The organism is Bradyrhizobium sp., assembly GCF_030646015.1.
Lineage (GTDB): Bacteria > Pseudomonadota > Alphaproteobacteria > Rhizobiales > Xanthobacteraceae > Bradyrhizobium.
Window position 1 is genome coordinate 13,684 of record NZ_JAUSLT010000077.1, and the last position, 17,081, is coordinate 30,764.

At 63.7% G+C, this 17,081-nt stretch carries 17 protein-coding genes; 12 read left to right on the forward strand and 5 right to left on the reverse strand.

The genetic code is table 11. The annotated features are described in order from the left end of the window. The first annotated feature begins 7 nt into the window (after window positions 1–7). From rpiA to gor, 3 genes are all read left to right on the forward strand, one after another. Window positions 8–706 (forward strand): ribose-5-phosphate isomerase RpiA, encoded by a 699-nt coding sequence (gene rpiA / locus Q7T45_RS11780; RefSeq protein WP_304870874.1) that lies wholly within the window; start codon window positions 8–10, stop codon window positions 704–706. A 24-nt stretch (window positions 707–730) separates the two neighbouring features. Next, window positions 731–1,288, forward strand: a complete 558-nt coding sequence (locus Q7T45_RS11785) for a DUF2059 domain-containing protein (RefSeq protein ID WP_304870876.1) — start codon at window positions 731–733, stop codon at window positions 1,286–1,288. A gap of 183 nt (window positions 1,289–1,471) precedes the next feature. Next, the gene (gor, locus tag Q7T45_RS11790) at window positions 1,472–2,857 is read left to right on the forward strand and encodes a glutathione-disulfide reductase (RefSeq protein WP_304870878.1); all 1,386 of its coding nucleotides are present in this window, start codon (window positions 1,472–1,474) and stop codon (window positions 2,855–2,857) included. A 75-nt stretch (window positions 2,858–2,932) separates the two neighbouring features. Here the strand turns inward: gor and Q7T45_RS11795 are convergent, their stop codons facing one another. Both Q7T45_RS11795 and Q7T45_RS11800 read right to left on the reverse strand, forming a co-directional pair. Beyond that, window positions 2,933–3,160 (reverse strand): hypothetical protein, encoded by a 228-nt coding sequence (locus tag Q7T45_RS11795; protein ID WP_304870879.1) that lies wholly within the window; start codon window positions 3,158–3,160, stop codon window positions 2,933–2,935. Between the two features lie 162 nt (window positions 3,161–3,322). Then, window positions 3,323–3,607 (reverse strand): hypothetical protein, encoded by a 285-nt coding sequence (locus tag Q7T45_RS11800; RefSeq protein WP_304870881.1) that lies wholly within the window; start codon window positions 3,605–3,607, stop codon window positions 3,323–3,325. A gap of 108 nt (window positions 3,608–3,715) precedes the next feature. On the opposite strand from Q7T45_RS11800, the gene Q7T45_RS11805 reads away from it, so the two are divergent. Next, a complete protein-coding gene (locus Q7T45_RS11805) occupies window positions 3,716–3,895 on the forward strand; it encodes a DUF3072 domain-containing protein (RefSeq protein WP_304740485.1) in 180 nt (59 codons plus the stop codon). 159 nt (window positions 3,896–4,054) lie between these two features. Here the strand turns inward: Q7T45_RS11805 and Q7T45_RS11810 are convergent, their stop codons facing one another. After that, window positions 4,055–4,954, reverse strand: a complete 900-nt coding sequence (locus tag Q7T45_RS11810; protein WP_304870883.1) for an alpha/beta fold hydrolase — start codon at window positions 4,952–4,954, stop codon at window positions 4,055–4,057. Window positions 4,955–5,224: 270 nt separating this feature from the next. Between Q7T45_RS11810 and Q7T45_RS11815 the strand changes: the two genes are divergently transcribed. The 5 genes from Q7T45_RS11815 to Q7T45_RS11835 all read left to right on the forward strand — a co-directional run bounded on the left by Q7T45_RS11815 (window position 5,225) and on the right by Q7T45_RS11835 (window position 11,253). Beyond that, entirely contained in the window at window positions 5,225–6,613 is a 1,389-nt protein-coding gene (locus Q7T45_RS11815) for a class II 3-deoxy-7-phosphoheptulonate synthase (protein ID WP_304870885.1), read from the forward strand. A 2-nt stretch (window positions 6,614–6,615) separates the two neighbouring features. Next, window positions 6,616–6,969, forward strand: coding sequence for a diacylglycerol kinase (locus tag Q7T45_RS11820; RefSeq protein WP_304870887.1), 354 nt, complete (start codon window positions 6,616–6,618; stop codon window positions 6,967–6,969). A 47-nt stretch (window positions 6,970–7,016) separates the two neighbouring features. Continuing rightward, entirely contained in the window at window positions 7,017–8,507 is a 1,491-nt protein-coding gene (locus Q7T45_RS11825; protein ID WP_304870889.1) for a class I adenylate-forming enzyme family protein, read from the forward strand. A gap of 72 nt (window positions 8,508–8,579) precedes the next feature. Then, window positions 8,580–9,308 (forward strand): outer membrane protein, encoded by a 729-nt coding sequence (locus Q7T45_RS11830; RefSeq protein WP_304870891.1) that lies wholly within the window; start codon window positions 8,580–8,582, stop codon window positions 9,306–9,308. Window positions 9,309–9,495: 187 nt separating this feature from the next. Beyond that, window positions 9,496–11,253: an NAD+ synthase gene (locus tag Q7T45_RS11835; protein ID WP_304870892.1), complete on the forward strand. Its 1,758-nt coding sequence runs from the start codon at window positions 9,496–9,498 to the stop codon at window positions 11,251–11,253. Window positions 11,254–11,475: 222 nt separating this feature from the next. On the opposite strand, the gene Q7T45_RS11840 is transcribed toward Q7T45_RS11835, so the two are convergent. Next, window positions 11,476–12,639, reverse strand: coding sequence for a DUF2865 domain-containing protein (locus Q7T45_RS11840; RefSeq protein ID WP_304870893.1), 1,164 nt, complete (start codon window positions 12,637–12,639; stop codon window positions 11,476–11,478). A gap of 129 nt (window positions 12,640–12,768) precedes the next feature. Next, window positions 12,769–13,077 (reverse strand): hypothetical protein, encoded by a 309-nt coding sequence (locus Q7T45_RS11845; protein ID WP_304870894.1) that lies wholly within the window; start codon window positions 13,075–13,077, stop codon window positions 12,769–12,771. A gap of 306 nt (window positions 13,078–13,383) precedes the next feature. On the opposite strand from Q7T45_RS11845, the gene cysS reads away from it, so the two are divergent. From cysS to cimA, 3 genes are all read left to right on the forward strand, one after another. Next, complete coding sequence (cysS, locus tag Q7T45_RS11850; RefSeq protein ID WP_304870896.1) at window positions 13,384–14,787, forward strand: cysteine--tRNA ligase; 1,404 nt, start codon at window positions 13,384–13,386, stop codon at window positions 14,785–14,787. Between the two features lie 118 nt (window positions 14,788–14,905). After that, window positions 14,906–15,418, forward strand: a complete 513-nt coding sequence (locus Q7T45_RS11855; RefSeq protein WP_304870898.1) for a GNAT family N-acetyltransferase — start codon at window positions 14,906–14,908, stop codon at window positions 15,416–15,418. Continuing rightward, window positions 15,415–17,013, forward strand: coding sequence for a citramalate synthase (gene cimA / locus Q7T45_RS11860; RefSeq protein ID WP_304870900.1), 1,599 nt, complete (start codon window positions 15,415–15,417; stop codon window positions 17,011–17,013). Before Q7T45_RS11855 ends, cimA begins: the two co-directional genes overlap by 4 nt. The last annotated feature ends 68 nt before the right edge of the window (window positions 17,014–17,081 follow it).

The window sequence follows — 17,081 nt, forward strand, 5'->3', positions numbered from 1 at the left end:
ATTGCGCGTGAATATGGACGATTTGAAGCGGCAGGCGGCGGCGCGTGCGCTCGAGCATGTGCGGGACGGCATGAAGCTCGGCCTCGGCACCGGTTCGACCGCCCGGCATTTTGTCGACCTGCTCGGCGAAAAGGTCCGCGCCGGATTGAAGGTGGTGGGCGTGCCGACCTCGGAGGCGACCCGCGTCCAGGCCGAGCAATGCGGCGTGCCCCTGACCACGCTCGACGACGTCGACCGGCTCGACCTCACCGTCGACGGCGCCGACGAGATCGATGCCGCGCTCAACCTGATCAAGGGCGGCGGCGGCGCGCTGCTGCGCGAAAAGATCGTGGCCACCGCGTCCGATCGCATGATCGTGATCGCCGACGACACCAAATGGGTCGATGTTCTCGGCCGTTTTCCGCTCCCCGTCGAGGTCATTCCGTTCGGCCTGGCCGCGACGCAGCGCGCCATGGCCGGGGCATTTGCGCAAACGGGCAATTCCGGGCACATGGTGCTGCGAAAGGGCAAGGACGGCCACGTTTTTGTCACCGATGGCGGCCACTGCATTGTCGATGCCCATCTGGGGCAAATCACCGATGCGCCGCTTCTGGCGGGGTTGCTGACCGCCATACCCGGTGTTGTCGAGCACGGGCTGTTCATCGGCCTTGCCAACCTTGCCGTTCTGGCGGGCGCCCAGGGAATTCGCGTAATTGAACGGCGCTGACGCCGCAATCTCAGGAGAGTTGGAATGAAACTTGTTTCGAAGATTTTGTCGGGCGCGAGCCTGGCCTTGAGCCTCGCTCTCGGACTGGCGGTATCAAGCGTTCCGGCCGTAGCGCAGCAGAAGCAGCCGGCGCCGGCTGCGTCGGCCGTGCCGCTCAAGCAGGGCTCGCCGGCCGCGTTGGCCGCCGCCAAGGAAATCCTGGCGCTGAAGAACGCCGGCGCGATGTACGCCAGCGCCGTTCCCAATCTCGTCGAGCAGACCAAGAACGTGCTGCTGCAAAACAACCTGAACTACCAGAAAGACCTCAACGAGGTCGCCGTGATCGTCGCCCAGAAGCTCGCCGGCCGCGAGAAGGAAATCGGCGACGGCATGGCCAACATCTACACCAACGAGTTTTCCGAGCAGGAATTGAAGGATCTCGTCACCTTCTACAAGTCGCCGCTCGGCCAGAAGCTGTTGGCGGCCGAGCCCCGCGCCATTCAGTTCAGCATGTCCTACATGAACGGCTGGGCGCAGAATTTCTCGGAAGTCGTCAACGGCGAATTCCGCACCGAGATGCGCAAGCGCGGCAAGCAGATCTGAATCTTCCCTTCTCCCCTTGTGGGAGAAGGTGGCGGCCGCAGGCCGCCGGATGAGGGGTTCTCTCCGCGGACAATCGGTTCGCTGAAGCAACCCCTCACCCAAGTGAGTTTGTTGCTGACGCCGGCGATGCCCTCTCCCACAAGGGGAGAGGGCGATGCGACTGGCGCCGAAATCGAGGTTGCCATGGCTGAGTTCGACGTCGATCTGTTCGTGATCGGAGGAGGGTCCGGCGGGGTGCGCGCCGCCCGGATCGCCGCCGGCCATGGCGCCAAAGTGATGATCGCCGAAGAATACCGCATGGGCGGCACCTGCGTGATTCGCGGCTGCGTGCCGAAAAAACTTCTGGTCTACGCCTCGCACATCCAGCACGAGATCGAGGACGCCGCCGGCTTCGGCTGGACCATCCCCTCCGCGACCTTCGACTGGCCGACCTTGATCGCCAACAAGGACCGCGAGATCGCCCGGCTGGAAGCGGCCTACACCACCAACGTCGAAAAATCCGGCGCCCGCGTGGTCAAGGCCCGGGCGGTATTCGAGGGCCCGAATACGCTGCGGCTCTCGACCGGCGAGACCGTCACGGCGAAATACGTGCTGATCGCCACCGGCGGCGCGCCCAATCACGGCGCCGGGATTCCCGGCATCGAGCACGTGATCTCGTCCAACGAAGTGTTTCATCTGCCGCAATTGCCGAAGCGCATCGTGATCCAGGGCGGCGGCTACATCGCGCTGGAATTCGCCTGCATCTTCGCCGGTTTTGGTTCCGACGTGACGCTGATCTATCGCGGCGACAACATCTTGCGCGGTTTCGATGAGGATGTCCGTACCCATGTCCGCGCCGAGATGGAGAAAAACGGCATCGCCATTCTCACCGGCTGCACCGTTGCCAGGGTCGACAAGCACGGCAGCGAATTCACCACCCATCTGTCCAACGGTTCCAGCATCGCCTCCGACCAGGTGATGTTCGCGATCGGCCGGCATCCCGCCGTCGCCAATCTCGGGCTGGAAACCACCGGCGTCGCCATCAATCCCAAAAACGGCGGCATCGCCGTCGACAGTTTTTCCAAAACCTCGGTGCCGTCGATCTACGCCATCGGCGACGTCACCCATCGCACCAACCTCACGCCGGTTGCGATCCGCGAGGGCCACGCCTTCGCCGACGCGGTGTTCGGCCAGCGCACCGTCGAGGTCGATCACAGCAATATTCCGACCGCGGTGTTTTCCCAGCCCGAGGTCGGCACCGTCGGCCTCACCGAAACCGAGGCCCGCGCCAAATTCAGCCATGTCGATATCTACAAGACCAGTTTCCGCCCGATGAAGGCGACGATGTCCGGCCGCGACACCCGCGTACTGATGAAGCTGGTGGTCGACGGCACGACGGATCGCGTCGTCGGCTGCCACATCGTCGGCGACGGCGCCGCCGAAATGGTCCAGGTGCTCGGCATCGCCGTGAGGATGAAGGCCACCAAGGCCGATTTCGACGCCACCATGGCGCTGCATCCGACCGCAGCGGAAGAACTGGTGACGATGCGGACGGTGAGCGCGAGGTATGTGCGGGAAGCGGCGGAGTAGGGGAGGGAAGAGAATTAATCCGTCACACCGCGGTACATCTGCAATGAACCGATCCCGTCGCTAACAACCTCCGCCCTACGCCACTTCACCCTTTCTCCCGCCGCCAATGCCATGCGGCTTGTTCAGAAAATAATCCCGGTTACCCAGCGCCGCTTCCGCGTACTGGTCGATCGAGACGATGATCGCCTGCACATGGTGGTAGCACCAGCCCTCGCGGCAGGCCCGGTGCCGGACCTCCGCCAGAGCCTTGATCCAGGGCGGGTTATCCGTGTTGTGGTCGTACCACTTGAGTGGTTCTGGCATCGGCGCGGCCTCTCTTGATCAGGTCTTCCAACTCCGCCCGCTTGCGCGAGAGCAGGAGCTGCGCGGTCGCGCTGTCCAGGCCGGACTGATTGAGCTTGGCGGATCGCCGAGCCCAGCTCGACGAGCTGCCCGCGCAGGGTCTGGATCTTCCACTGCAGGGGATCATCGCGCACGGCGGCCGAGCGCGCCTTTCAGGGGCTTTCGGCTGACGGCGCGGGTGTCCAACCTCAGCCGCTCATCGACGTCCATCAGCCGCTCCTCGCCGCCGAGCCGGTTCCGCTCGGCGATCAGGCCGAGCATGACCACGCGCATCGCCATCAGCTGCATCGAGGCCTCGGAACAGTCCTCGTCCGCGTTGACCTGTTGGCGGATGGTGGCCTCGGCGCTCAGCATTTCCTGGCGTAAGAACCTGATTTTTCTGCGGATTTCGTTAAGCTTGTTGTTCATTGGGGGGGCCTCGTGGGGTTGACCTCCATAGAGAACAAAATAAGAACAAACTTCAAGTTAAGATTTGCAGCCGGCCCAAAAATCTTTTGAGCATCTTTGGAGTTCCCGATGACCCGTCTACCCGACCAGATCGACGCCCCGATGACGCCCCGTCAGCTGGCGACCCTGCGCACCCTCAGCGCGGAGGCTTACCAGCCGAAACTGTTCGAGAAGAACCTGACCGCGCAGGAAGCCGAGCGGCGGATCCTGGCGCTGAAGGCGGAAATCGAGCTGGCGAATTCGTTCTAACATTGGCAGCCTTTGAACAGGGCCAATAACGCAACAGCGCCACCAGGCCCAATATTGCCTGGTGACGCTGCGCCAAATCCGGATAGTGCAATCCCCCGGTACATATCGGTCTGTGCAGGAGAGAAAAGGTTCAACGGGTGACGGACGGGCAGGACGAGGTCATGCCTGGATCCATTCCGCCGCACCGCGCCACAGCGTGTCGCGGTGTTCGGGGCGGAAGAAACCGAAATGACCGATTTTGCCGACGCCGGCATCGGCGGGCGTGACGGTGAGAATTTCCGGCTCGATCGCGGAAAACCCCGAACACAGCAGTCCGACCGCCGGCCGCGTTGCCCAGGGATCGTCGGCAAGGCACAGCGCGCGCAGCGCGCCCTTGTAGTTCTCGAAATTCGACAGGCCCGGCAGCTTGGGATCGGTGAACAGATAGCGCTCGCTCATGACCCAGCCGACCCATTGCTCGAACACGCCCTTCGGCAGGTCCTGGCCGAGGCCGCTCCAGCCCGGCGCATAACCGAGCAGTTTTGTCAGCGGCAGGCCGACGAAATTCAGCATGGCGTAGACGCGATAGCGCTCGGGCGAGGCCATCAGTTTCCAGTAGCCGGCCTGTGCCGCGATGAAGAGGGCGCGGGATATCTCGCTGTTGTTGGGGAGCAGTCCCAGCGCCTGGCCGCCGAAGGAATGGCCGACATAATTCAGCGGCAGGGTCTTGTAGCGCTCGCGCATCCAGGCCACCGCGGCGGCGGCGTCGAGCGCGGCCCAGTCCGACATCGTGGCCTTGAAGCCGACCAGCGGCTTCAGCTGGTTGTAGCCGACCATCGCCTTCTGCCTGGAATCGCCGGTGCCGCGATAGTCATAGGTCAGCACCGCGCAGCCGCGCCGCGCCAGATAGCCGGCGAACCCCTTGTAGATCCGGCGCGGCGTCGCCGTGGCCGAATTGATCAGGACGGCATGGCGCTTCGCCCCCCGCGGCAGGAACAGCGTGGCCCCCAGCTGATACCCGTCGGTCGCCGGGAAGGTGATGTCGTCGATGAAAACGTCGTCCAGCGCAGCCTCGGCCAACCCGTGTTTCCTCTTCCGCTTTCGCAAGTTCCGACACCAAATGCGAATTCAGCTTTTGCCGCAAGGGGTTGTATCGACAGGTTGAATTCCAGCCGCATGATCCGGAAAAGTGGTCCCGGTTTTCCGAAAAGATCATGCGCAAACAAAAGGATAGAGCTCGATGACTTTCCGTGAAAGTCACCGAGCTCTAGCGGTTCTTCATCAGCCTGTGTATAACCCGGCCCTTCGCTGCCTGCCATAAGTAGCGGTTTTTGTTCAGGAGTTAACGCCATGTCCGAGCGGTGGACACCCGATAGCTGGCGCGCCAAGCCAAGCCTGCAGATCCCCGAATATCCCGATGCCAAGGCATTGGCCGATGTCGAGGCGCAGCTGGCGACGTTTCCGCCGCTGGTGTTTGCCGGCGAGGCCCGCAACCTGAAAAAGCAGCTGGCGCGCGTCGCCAAAGGCGAGGCCTTCCTGCTGCAGGGCGGCGACTGTGCCGAAAGTTTTGCCGAGCACGGCGCCAACAACATCCGCGATTTCTTCCGCGTGCTGCTGCAGATGGCCGTGGTCCTGACCTATGCCGGCGCGGTGCCGGTGGTGAAGGTCGGCCGCATCGCCGGACAGTTCGCCAAACCGCGCTCCTCGCCGATGGAGAAAATCGGCGACGTCTCGCTGCCGAGCTACCGCGGCGACATCGTCAACGACATCGCGTTCACGCCGGAGGCGCGCGTCCCCGATCCGCAGCGCCAGCTGATGGCGTACCGGCAATCGGCGGCGACGCTGAACCTGCTGCGCGCCTTCGCCACCGGCGGCTTTGCCAATCTCGGTAGCGTGCATCAGTGGATGCTCGGCTTCCTGAAGGATTCGCCGCAGTCGCGCCGTTACAAGGAGCTGGCCGACCGCATCTCCGACGCGCTGAATTTCATGCGCGCCTGCGGGCTCGATTTGGAAAGCCACCCGGAGCTGCGCGCCACCGATTTCTACACCAGCCACGAGGCGCTGCTGCTCGGCTACGAGCAGGCGTTCACGCGGGTCGATTCCATGACCGGCGACTGGTACGCCACCTCGGGCCACATGATCTGGATCGGCGACCGCACCCGCCAGCTCGATCACGGCCATGTCGAATATTTCCGCGGCATCAAGAATCCGATCGGCCTGAAGTGCGGCCCGTCGCTGAAGCCGGATGAACTGCTGAAGCTGATCGACGTCCTCAATCCGGACAACGAGCCCGGGCGCCTGACCCTGATCAACCGCTTCGGCTCCGACAAGATCGCCGATCACCTGCCGGCGCTGATCCGCGCGGTGCAGCGCGAGGGCCGCTCCGTGGTGTGGTCGTGCGATCCGATGCATGGCAACACCATCGCCTCCAACTCCGGTTACAAGACCCGTCCGTTCGACCGCATCCTGTCCGAGGTAAAATCGTTCTTCACGATCCACGCGGCGGAGGGCACCCACGCCGGCGGCGTGCATCTGGAAATGACCGGGCAGGACGTCACCGAATGCGTCGGCGGCGCGCGCGCCATCAGCCATGAGGATCTCTCGGACCGCTATCACACGGTGTGCGATCCCCGGCTCAATGCCGAGCAGTCGATCGACATGGCGTTCCTGATCGCCGAACTGCTCAAGCAGGAGCGCGCCAGCAAGGCGCAGCCGATGCCGGCCGCAGCGGGGCTGTAGCATTGCTGCGGTTCTGGCGGGCCACCATCAATACGCGCAACGGCCTCGCCTTTGCCATCCGCTCCGAAGCGGCGATCCGCGAGGAACTGGTGGCGCTGGCGCTGGCGTTGCCGCTGGCGTGGCTGATCGGCGTCACCACCATGCGCAGCGTCGAGATGGTCGCCGCCGTCGTCATGGTGCTGGTGGTGGAACTGCTCAACACCGCGATCGAAAAACTCGCCGACCGGCTCACCACCGACCACGATCCGCAGATCGGCCGGGTCAAGGACATGGGCTCCGCGGCGGTCGGCGTCGCACTGGTCATGGCCGGGCTGTTCTGGCTGTTCGCCATCGCTGAGCGCATAGGCGTGATTTGAATTGAGACAGCCGGTCGCCAGTCCCGGCTTGTTTGGCTGCCTTGTCGATGCGAAACTGTGGCATTGAAGGCAAATTTGAAGGCAGCCATTTGGACTTCGTGGACGCGATCCTGTTTCAGTGCCGCAGCAATCCCGCATTGCCCGCGCTGTGTGCTCCCGGCACATCATTGAACGTCGTCAGCTATGGAAGGCTGGAGCGTTTCATCTACAACGTCGCGGCGAACGCCAAGCAACGTGGACTGAGCCGCGGCGCGACCGTAGCGCTGTATTGCGACGATCCGATTCTGCATTCCGCTTTGATCCTTGGTTTAACTTTCGCCGGCATGGCGACTTTGTCGGTTCGCAGCGCGCAGATTCCCGCCGGAGTAAGCGTGACGGCTGCCATTTCCGACCGCGCTATCGCGTTTCCGGGCGTAGCTACAGTGCTGGTAGCGGATCAAAGCTGGCTCGCGGGTGACGCGGTATCGACAATACGCCCTGAGGTCGCCTCCGACACGCCCCGACGGCTCATTCTCACTTCCGGTACGACAGGGAATGCGAAGTGCGTCGCCCTGACGAATCGCATGATCCTGGACCGCGTGGCGCTCCACAATTTTGCCTTCGGCAACGCGATGCCGATTTGCGAGCGCATCTTCTGCGATCTCGGCGTCAGCACCTCGCTCGGCTTTCTTTTTTTGATCCATTCGTTGCTGCGAGGCGGAACGCTCGTCTGGAGAGGAGCGGACGCTTCGCAGACCATGCAGGCTTTTGGTCTGTATGGTGTCCAGGCGATGATCGCTTCGCCGTCAGGACTCGCGGAATTTTTGCATTACTACGAGCAATCCCCGAAATTCGGCTCCACTTTCCGAATCGTCGTGAGTGCGGGGAGTCTGCTCTCGCCTCATCTGGCCAAGTCCGTGAGGGCGAGGCTATGTCCCAACCTCATGTCGCTTTATGGTTCGACCGAAACCAGCATGGTTGCGATAGCGCCTGCGCACATGCTGCAAAATCAGTCCAAGGCCGTCGGATACGTTTTGCCTGGGGCCACCGTTCAGATAGTCACCGCGTCGGAAGCCGTGCTGCCCGCTGGGCAGGAAGGTCGCATCCGCATTCGAACCGATTGCATGGCGTCGAACTACGTCGGGATGAACGATGGACAATCCTTCAGGGACGGCTGGTTTTACCCTGGCGACACCGGGGTTTTGACCTCCGAGGGCCTGCTGCTGATCGGCGGCCGGGAGACATCGGTGATCAATCTCGGTGGCGACAAAATCAATCCGGAAACCCTGGAAGCGGCACTGCAAGCCTGCCCCGGGGTTGCCGAAGCGGGGGTCTTCAGCGAACTGGATGAAATGGGCATCGAGCAACTGCGCATCGCGGTCGTTGCCGATGCATCGGTGAGCGATCAAGCCCTGCGCGAGTGCTGTGGGCGCTGGATACCCCCGGAGCAGGTCCCCGCGCGAATTCTGCGGGCGCCAAAACTGCCTCGCAACGCCATGGGAAAGCTCGATCGGCAGACACTGGCAAACGGTAGTTTTTGGGAGCAACACACTTCGTGAGTGTAGCATTTTTGGTACAGCAGTACCGGGCGTCTGACGCTATACTGCGCACACCTTTTTTGGGGAATGAAAATGCGCAAGATCGCCACGGGCTTGTTGTCGTCGGTGTCGTGGCTGTCGTTGGCTCTGACTGCCGGCGCGGCCGATCTTGTGACCAAGGCACCCGCCTTGGCCCCTCAGCCGATCTCGATCTGGTCCGGTCCCTATATCGGCCTCGACGTCGGCGGGTACTTTCACAAGGCTTCGTCGAGAGAGGAAGTGCCCGGCTTCGTGGGCTTCGACGGATCTCTGTCCGACACCTCCGCTTTCGTGAGCGCTCACGCGGGCTATAATTGGCAAGCCGGCCAGGCGGTCTTTGGCGTGGAAGCTGACATCAGCTCGCCGAGCCGTCGTGCGTCGGCCATTTACGGTCCTGCTTTCGCTCCCACCGCGGAAACGTTCACCACCGAAATTCGCTGGCTTTCGACGTTCCGGGGCCGCGTGGGCGTCACCTTTTCCAACCTCCTTCTGTATGTGACCGGAGGACTGGCGGTCGCCGACATTTCCAATACGCGCAGCGACCCGGTGATCCTGGGCGTGCTGGCCAAGGACCAGGGCGTTCGAACCGCGGGAGTGGTCGGCGGCGGCGTTGAGTACAAGTTCAACCGCCAGTGGTCCGCCCGCGTCGAGGGCCTGTGGATGAAGTTCCCGGACGGCACGGTGAATACCAATGATGCCTTCGGGATCCCGGGTCTCAACTATCGCACGCGCTTCACCAATGAAGTGGCGATGGTTCGCGGCGGCGTCAGCCTGAGCTGGTAAGTCATTTAGCTGACTAGCCCATTCAGAAGTGGCTCGGCGAGACGCTTCAGTATGCCCGCAGCGCCCACTTTCGGCTTCGAAAGCTCCGATAGCCGGCTGCCTGACGCCTCAAAGTCGCCGGCGTCGTTGTTTTTCCAGACGAAACCATGCAATTGCAGTTTGACCGTACGCAGTGCACCATCGCTCCATGACTGAACCTGCTATTCAATTCAAGATCACCCTGGCGCAGCTGAATCCAACGGTAGGCGACGTCGCCGGCAACGCCGTCAAGGCGCGCGCCGCCCGCGCGCAGGCCAGGGCCGACGGCGGCGATCTGCTGGTGCTGCCGGAATTGTTCATCACCGGCTATCCGCCGGAAGATCTGGTGCTGAAGCCGGCGTTCCAGGCGGCCTGCCGCGCGGCGGTCGAGGAACTGGCGCGCGAGACCGCCGACGGCGGTCCGGCGGTGCTGATCGGCACGCCCTGGGTCGAGGACGGCAAGCTCTACAATGCCTGCGCATTGCTGGATGGCGGGCGCATCGCTGCTCTCAGGTTCAAGGCCAATCTGCCGAATTACGGCGTGTTCGACGAGAAGCGCCTGTTCGCGCGCGGCCCAGCCGCGGGCCCGGTGACGATCCGCGGCATCCGGGTCGGCGTTCCCATTTGCGAGGACATCTGGCTCGAGGAGTCCGAGGACTACGAGAACGTGGTCGAATGCCTCGCCGAGACCGGCGCGGAAATCCTGGTGGTGCCGAACGGCTCGCCCTATGCCCGCGACAAGAATGATTTGCGGCTGTCGATCGCGGTCGCCCGCGTCACCGAAAGCGGGCTGCCGCTGGTCTATCTCAACCAGATCGGCGGCCAGGACGAGCTGGTATTCGACGGCGCCTCGTTCGCGCTGAATGCCGATCTCTCGGTCGCGGCGCAATTGCCGGCGTTCGTGGAGAACATCACGACCTTGCTTTGGCGCAAGACCGACGCCGGCTGGCGCTGCACAGGGCCTGTGGCGCCGATCGTCGACGGCGACAAGGGCGACTATGCCGCCTGCGTGCTCGGCCTGCGCGACTATGTCGGCAAGAACGGATTTCCCGGCGTGCTGCTCGGCGTTTCCGGCGGCATCGATTCGGCGCTGTGCGCCGCGATCGCGGTCGATGCGCTCGGTGCCGGGCGCGTGCGCGGCATCATGCTGCCGTTTCGTTTCACCGCACAGGTCTCGCTCGACGACGCGGCGAAACTCGCCGATGCCCTCGGCTTCCGTTACGAGGTGCTGCCGATCGCCGACGCCGTGAACGGCTTTGAAAAGATCCTGTCCGGCACGTTTGCCGGCCTGCCGCGCGATATCACCGAAGAGAATTTGCAGGCGCGCACCCGCGGCACGCTGCTGATGGCGATCTCCAACAAGACCGGCGCCATGGTGGTCACCACCGGCAACAAGTCGGAAATGTCGGTCGGCTACGCCACGCTCTACGGCGACATGAATGGCGGCTTCAATCCGATCAAGGACATCTACAAGACCGAGGTGTTCCGGCTCTCGTCTCTGCGCAATGTATGGAAGCCGGATGGCGCGCTCGGGCCGTCAGGCGAAGTGATACCGGTCAACATCATCACGCGGCCGCCGACGGCGGAGCTGCGCGACAACCAGACCGACCAGGATTCGCTGCCGCCCTACGACATGCTCGACGGCATTCTGGAACGGCTGGTCGAGCGCGAGCAGCCGCTGGTCGACATCATCGCCGCCGGGTTTGATCCCGCTGTCGTGACGCGGATCGACCGGCTGCTCAACATCGCCGAATACAAACGGCGGCAGGCCGCGCCGGGCGTCAAGGTGACGCAGAAGAACTTTGGCCGCGATCGCCGCTACCCCATCACCAACAAATTCCGCGACACCGGAAAGTCGCTGCCGGCACCCGACGAGACCCTGGTGTCGCGCGCAACCCGCGGATCGGCCGAAGCGTTCGAGGGGTAGCGCACAACTCCCTCATGGTGAGGAGCGCGTTCGGCAGCGCCCTTGCGCTGCCGGGCGCGCGTCTCGAACCATCTGGCACATCGCCTGCTGCCATCCTTCGAGACGCCGCGCGAAGCGCGCGCGGCTCCTCAGGATGAGGTCGGAATTCGTGAGGAGCATCGCCAACGGGTCGCGCGAATGCGCGCCCGACGGCGAGGATAAGCCGTTCAAATGCAAGTCGCCTCAGCGTGCCGGCGGTGGATTGGTCGGGATGAAGGTCGGACCGACCGAGCGGATCGGCTTGTCCTTGGCAGCACCCGCTGCATCTGCTGGCGGCGGCGCCGGTTCGGGAGCCGGGGCTGCCGGCGCAGTGGCCGTCGTCGCGCCCTTCTTGGCAGGGACTGCCTTCGGTGCGGGTGGCCGCGCCATCTTCTTCGCGCTCTCTTCGGTGACGATGATGTCACCCTGTTCGGCGGTGGCCTTGTCGTCGATGGTTTTCAGCGCGTCGGACCAGGTCTGTCCGACCGCCTTGCAGCCGCAGGCCGCATTGAATTCGGTGCGGAACTTGAACGCATTGGGCAGGGTGGAATAGGGCTGGCCGGTGATCGAGACCGCCTGGTTGATGTCCTCGCCGGGGTTGCGGTAGGCGAACAGGGTGGCTTCCGTCGCCGGGCAAAGCGCCTTGCAGCTCCGCTCGTCGTCCGGAAACCGGGCCGGGACGGTGGCGAACGAAACCGGGAAATAGGCGCCGTCGCAGGTACGGACGCAGACCGTCCGGTAGGTTCCGGATTGCGGACCGAGGTCGCCGCCGGGCGCGTTGTTGTTGTTTCCGAACAGATTGTCCAGAAAACCGCCGGGCCCGCCGCCGCGCGCGGCATTGGCGTATTGCGGTCCGCAATTGTTCTGGGCCAGCGCTGCCAGCACCGAGCGGCGCTGGTTTTCGCGTTCGGCGCCACCGAAGCCGCCGCCGCGCAACCGCTCGAGGCTGGTGGTGATCTGATCGAGATTGCCGCGCATCTGCTGGATCTGGTTGTTGACCGGACCGCATTGCGCCGACTGGCCCGAGAACAGCGAGAAGAAACCGGAGCTGTCGCAGCCCATCCGCTTGGCCTGCGAGGTGACGCGATCGAGTTCGCCCTGCTGCTTGGAAGCGGCTTCCTGATAGCGGCGGATTTGCTCTTCCTTGGCCGGATCCCCACCGCCGCCACCGCGGTCGATGGTCGCCAGTTGCGATTCCAGCCTGGGGCATACCGGGTTGACCGCCACGCCGCCCTGCGGGGGCGGCGGCCCCGGATTCATCTGTGCAAAGGCGCCAGTGCTCAGGACCACCGCGCCAAGCAGCGCGGCGCAGGCCAAGGTCCAGCGCAAGATCCAGCGGGAGGAGGGGGTATTCAACGTGTCAGCCATATCCAGCCATGATAGCAGGCCAAAAAACCTGGCCGATGCGGCCCCACATACCTGCTTCTCGGGGCAGCGTCACGTCGTTTCCGGGGCGCCGGTGTGGCGGAGGTGCCTGCAAGCCTCGACAGAACGGCGTCAGCGCTGGCAGGTGATAGCGACGTATTCGTTGCAGCCGGCATGGTTGCAATTGTCGCCGGCGGCTTTCGGAATCGAGCCTGTCACTTCATCGGGATCAACCCGCCGGTACGACACCGCCTGGGCGAAATCCCGCGACTGGCAGTAGGAGCGGGCGGCGTGGGCGCCGCATTTTTCGCCCCTGGCGAGGCACTGGTCGACGCCGTAGCCGTCGGCCTGGTTGGCGATGATGAAAACCCGGCTGTCGGCCCATGCGGCGGTCGCGGCGAGCAGGGACATACAGGTCAAAATAGCTGTCGGAAATCGCATGCTGCACCAGGGAAATGAGAGGGAGCGCCCGTAATTGTCCGGACTGGAATAAACCCAAAAGGTTAAGAATGATTAACCATGGCGGTCGGGCCGTTTGGCGGCCGAATCGGACCTTTGCAAGGCCCTTGGCAAGTGCTTGGTAAGCCCTTGACGCCGTCCCCCGGGCTGCCCCATGGTAGTTTCATGAACGGCCACCTCGCCATCTGCAGCATTTGCCGCGAGATTATGAGCTAGCGATTCGCTGGCTGAGGCCGTCTTTTCTCACACGAGATCACTGGACGCCCGGCCGCAACGGACGGGATATCCATGCAATTGCGACTCTACGATACCTTGACCAAGGAGAAGCGGCCGTTCACGCCGCTCGATCCCTCCAACGTGCGCATGTATGTCTGCGGGCCGACGGTCTACGACTTCGCCCATATCGGCAATGCGCGCCCGGTCATCGTGTTCGATGTGCTGTTCCGGCTGCTGCGGCATCTCTACGGCGAGGCGCACGTCACCTATGTTCGCAACATCACCGACGTCGACGACAAGATCAACGACCGCGCGGCGCGGGATTTTCCCGGCCTGCCGCTGAACGAGGCGATCCGAAAGGTCACGGAGCTGACCGAAAAGCAGTTTCACGACGACGTCGATGCGCTGGGTGCGCTGCGCCCGACGGTGGAGCCGCGCGCCACCGAGCACATCGCCGAGATGCGCACCATCATCGAGAAACTGGTGCAGGGCGGTTTTGCCTACGTCGCTGAAGACCATGTGCTGTTCTCGCCGCAGGCGATGAATGCCGCGAACTCGGTATTGCCGCGCTACGGCGCGCTCGCCAACCGCTCGCTGGACGAGATGATCGCCGGCGCCCGCGTCGATGTCGCGCCCTACAAGCGCGACTCTACCGACTTCGTGCTGTGGAAACCCGCCAAGCCCGGCGAGCCGTCATGGCCGTCGCCGTCTGGCATTTCCGTGCCGGGCCGGCCGGGCTGGCACATCGAGTGCTCGGCGATGGCGTGGAAGCATCTCGGCGAGCAGTTCGACATCCATGGCGGCGGCATCGATCTGGTGTTCCCGCATCACGAGAACGAACTGGCGCAAAGCGCCTGCGCGTTTCACAGCGATCGCATGGCCAATGTCTGGATGCACAACGGCTTCCTGCAGGTCGAGAGCGAGAAGATGTCGAAGAGTCTCGGCAACTTCATCACCATCCGGGAATCCCTGGCGGATTGGCCGGGCGAGGTGCTGCGCCTCAACATGCTGAAGACGCATTACCGTTCGCCGATCGACTGGACCTCGAAGGCCCTCGAAGAGAGCGCGAAGACGCTGGATGACTGGTACGAGATTGCCGCCGATGCCAGGGCCGACCGGCCGTCCGATGCCGTGATCGATGCGCTTTCCGATGACCTGAACACGCCGCAGATGATCGCGGCACTGCACGGCCTGCGCAATGTCGCGGCCTCCGGAAGCGAACGCGATCGCGGCGAGTTCGCCGCCACGCTGCGGCTGCTCGGCTTCCTGTCCGAGAGTGCTGCGGAATGGAAGGGCCGGAAGCAGCAGGCGAGCGGCGTCGACGCCAGGCAAATTGATGATCTGATTTCGAACCGCACCGCCGCCCGCGCCCGCAAGGACTTCAAGGAGTCCGATCGGATCCGCGACGAACTGGCGGCCATGGGCGTCGTGATCAAGGATTCCAGGGAAGGCACCACATGGGAGATCGCCCGATGAGCAAGCCCGACACGCCGTTTCCGAAGCACTGGCTCTATTATATCGCGCTGAAGATTTTGCTGATTGCCGGCGCGGTGGCGCTGGTCCTGAAGCTCTACGGGATGTGGTGAATATCACGATGGGACAGGCACTGCCCAAACCCGCGTTGCGGCCGTTTCTCAGCCAGGACACACCTGTGCTGGCGGCGATCTTCGTCGCCGCCATCGAGGAATTGACCGGCGACGATTACAGCGAGGCGCAGCAGCAGGCGTGGGCCAGCGCCGCCGACGACGAAGAGCAATTCGGCAAGCGGCTGGCCGGTGAACTCACGCTGATCGCCACGATCCAGAATTCGCCGGTCGGATTTGCCTCGCTGAAGGGCGCCGATCATATCGACATGCTGTTCGTTCATCCCGGTGCGGTCGGGCAGGGCGTCGCCAAAATGCTGTGCGAGGCGCTGGAAAAAATCGCCGGCGGCCGCGGCGCGAAAAGCCTGACGGTCGACGCCAGCGACAACGCGTCGGAATTTTTCCTCAAACGCGGTTACATCGGCAAGCAGCGCAACACCGTGACCGTCAACGGCGAGTGGCTGGCCAACACCACGATGCAGAAGACGCTTGGCGAGGGCGCTGCATCAGGAGTGCCCACATGAGCCGCGAACGCCTCTATCTGTTCGACACCACGCTGCGCGACGGCGCGCAGACCAACGGCGTCGATTTCACGCTGCATGACAAGCAGCTGATCGCCGGCATGCTCGACGAGCTCGGCATCGACTATGTCGAGGGCGGCTATCCCGGCGCCAATCCGACCGACACCGAATTCTTCGCCGAGAAGCCGAAGCTCGAACATGCGAGCTTCACCGCGTTCGGCATGACGCGGCGTCCCGGCCGCTCGGCCTCGAACGATCCAGGTTTGGCGGGGCTGCTGGAAGCCAAGGCGGATGCGATCTGCTTCGTCGCGAAAGCGTCGGCCTACCAGGTGCGGGTGGCGCTGGAGACCACCAACGAGGAAAATCTCGCCTCGATCCGCGACAGCGTGAAGGCGGCAAAATCCGCCGGCCGCGAGGTCATGCTCGACTGCGAGCATTTTTTCGACGGCTACAAGGAGAACGCCGAGTTCGCGCTGGCCTGCGCCAAGGCCGCTTACGATTCCGGCGCGCGCTGGGTGGTGCTGTGCGACACCAATGGCGGCACCATGCCGCATGAGGTCGAAACCATCGTGACCGAAGTGATAAAACAGATACCCGGCGATCACCTCGGCATTCACGCCCACAACGACACCGAGCAGGCGGTGGCGAATTCGCTGGCCGCGGTGCGCGCGGGCGTACGGCAGATCCAGGGCACGCTGAACGGCCTCGGCGAGCGCTGCGGCAACGCCAATCTGTGCTCGCTGATCCCGACGCTGCGGCTGAAATCCGAATTTGCCGACGCCTTCGAGATCGGCGTTTCCGCCGACAGGATGGCGACCCTGATGAAGGTGTCGCGGACGCTCGACGACATGCTCAACCGCGCGCCGAACCGCCACGCGCCGTATGTCGGCGAAAGCGCCTTCGTGACCAAGACCGGCATCCATGCTTCCGCAGTGCTGAAGGATCCGCACACCTACGAGCATGTGTTGCCTGAACTGGTCGGCAATCACCGCAAGGTGCTGGTGTCCGATCAGGCCGGCCGTTCCAACGTCATCGCCGAGCTCGATCGCGCCGGCATCGCCTACGAGAAGAGCGATCCGAAACTGGCGCGGCTGGTCGAGGAGTTGAAGGAGCGCGAAGCCGCCGGCTATGCCTACGAGTCCGCCAACGCCTCGTTCGACCTGCTGGCGCGGCGCACGCTCGGCAAGGTGGCGGAATATTTCCGGGTCGAGCAGTTCGACGTCAATGTCGAGCAGCGCTACAACGCCAACGGCCAGCGCGTCACGGTGGCGCTGGCGGTGGTCAAGGTCGACGTCGCCGGCGAACACCTGATCTCGGCCGCCGAAGGCAATGGCCCGGTCAACGCGCTCGACGTCGCGCTGCGCAAGGACCTCGGCAAATACCAGAAATACATCGAGGGCCTGAAGCTGATCGACTACCGCGTCCGTATCCTCAATGGCGGCACCGAAGCGGTGACGCGGGTGCTGATCGAGAGCGAGGACGAGGCGGGCGAGCGCTGGACCACGATCGGTGTATCGTCCAACATCATCGACGCCTCGTTCCAGGCGCTGATGGATTCGGTGGTCTACAAGCTGGTGAAATCAGGCGCGCCGGTGTGACCGTCATTGCGAGCCAACGGGTCGGCGCGAAGCGCCGCCCGATGTGCGAAGCAATCCATCTTACGGCT

What these genes read in the sequence shown, in the direction of transcription:
- cysS (WP_304870896.1), top strand. Translation starts at nt 13,384, where the DNA reads ATGCAATTGCGACTCTACGATACCTTGACCAAGGAGAAGCGGCCGTTC.
- Q7T45_RS11830 (WP_304870891.1), top strand. Translation starts at nt 8,580, where the DNA reads ATGCGCAAGATCGCCACGGGCTTGTTGTCGTCGGTGTCGTGGCTGTCG.
- gor (WP_304870878.1), top strand. Translation starts at nt 1,472, where the DNA reads ATGGCTGAGTTCGACGTCGATCTGTTCGTGATCGGAGGAGGGTCCGGC.
- Q7T45_RS11815 (WP_304870885.1), top strand. Translation starts at nt 5,225, where the DNA reads ATGTCCGAGCGGTGGACACCCGATAGCTGGCGCGCCAAGCCAAGCCTG.
- Q7T45_RS11840 (WP_304870893.1), bottom strand. Translation starts at nt 12,639, where the DNA reads ATGGCTGACACGTTGAATACCCCCTCCTCCCGCTGGATCTTGCGCTGG.
- Q7T45_RS11800 (WP_304870881.1), bottom strand. Translation starts at nt 3,607, where the DNA reads ATGAACAACAAGCTTAACGAAATCCGCAGAAAAATCAGGTTCTTACGC.
- Q7T45_RS11805 (WP_304740485.1), top strand. Translation starts at nt 3,716, where the DNA reads ATGACCCGTCTACCCGACCAGATCGACGCCCCGATGACGCCCCGTCAG.
- cimA (WP_304870900.1), top strand. Translation starts at nt 15,415, where the DNA reads ATGAGCCGCGAACGCCTCTATCTGTTCGACACCACGCTGCGCGACGGC.
- Q7T45_RS11795 (WP_304870879.1), bottom strand. Translation starts at nt 3,160, where the DNA reads ATGCCAGAACCACTCAAGTGGTACGACCACAACACGGATAACCCGCCC.
- Q7T45_RS11835 (WP_304870892.1), top strand. Translation starts at nt 9,496, where the DNA reads ATGACTGAACCTGCTATTCAATTCAAGATCACCCTGGCGCAGCTGAAT.
- Q7T45_RS11845 (WP_304870894.1), bottom strand. Translation starts at nt 13,077, where the DNA reads ATGCGATTTCCGACAGCTATTTTGACCTGTATGTCCCTGCTCGCCGCG.
- Q7T45_RS11785 (WP_304870876.1), top strand. Translation starts at nt 731, where the DNA reads ATGAAACTTGTTTCGAAGATTTTGTCGGGCGCGAGCCTGGCCTTGAGC.
- Q7T45_RS11825 (WP_304870889.1), top strand. Translation starts at nt 7,017, where the DNA reads ATGCGAAACTGTGGCATTGAAGGCAAATTTGAAGGCAGCCATTTGGAC.
- Q7T45_RS11855 (WP_304870898.1), top strand. Translation starts at nt 14,906, where the DNA reads ATGGGACAGGCACTGCCCAAACCCGCGTTGCGGCCGTTTCTCAGCCAG.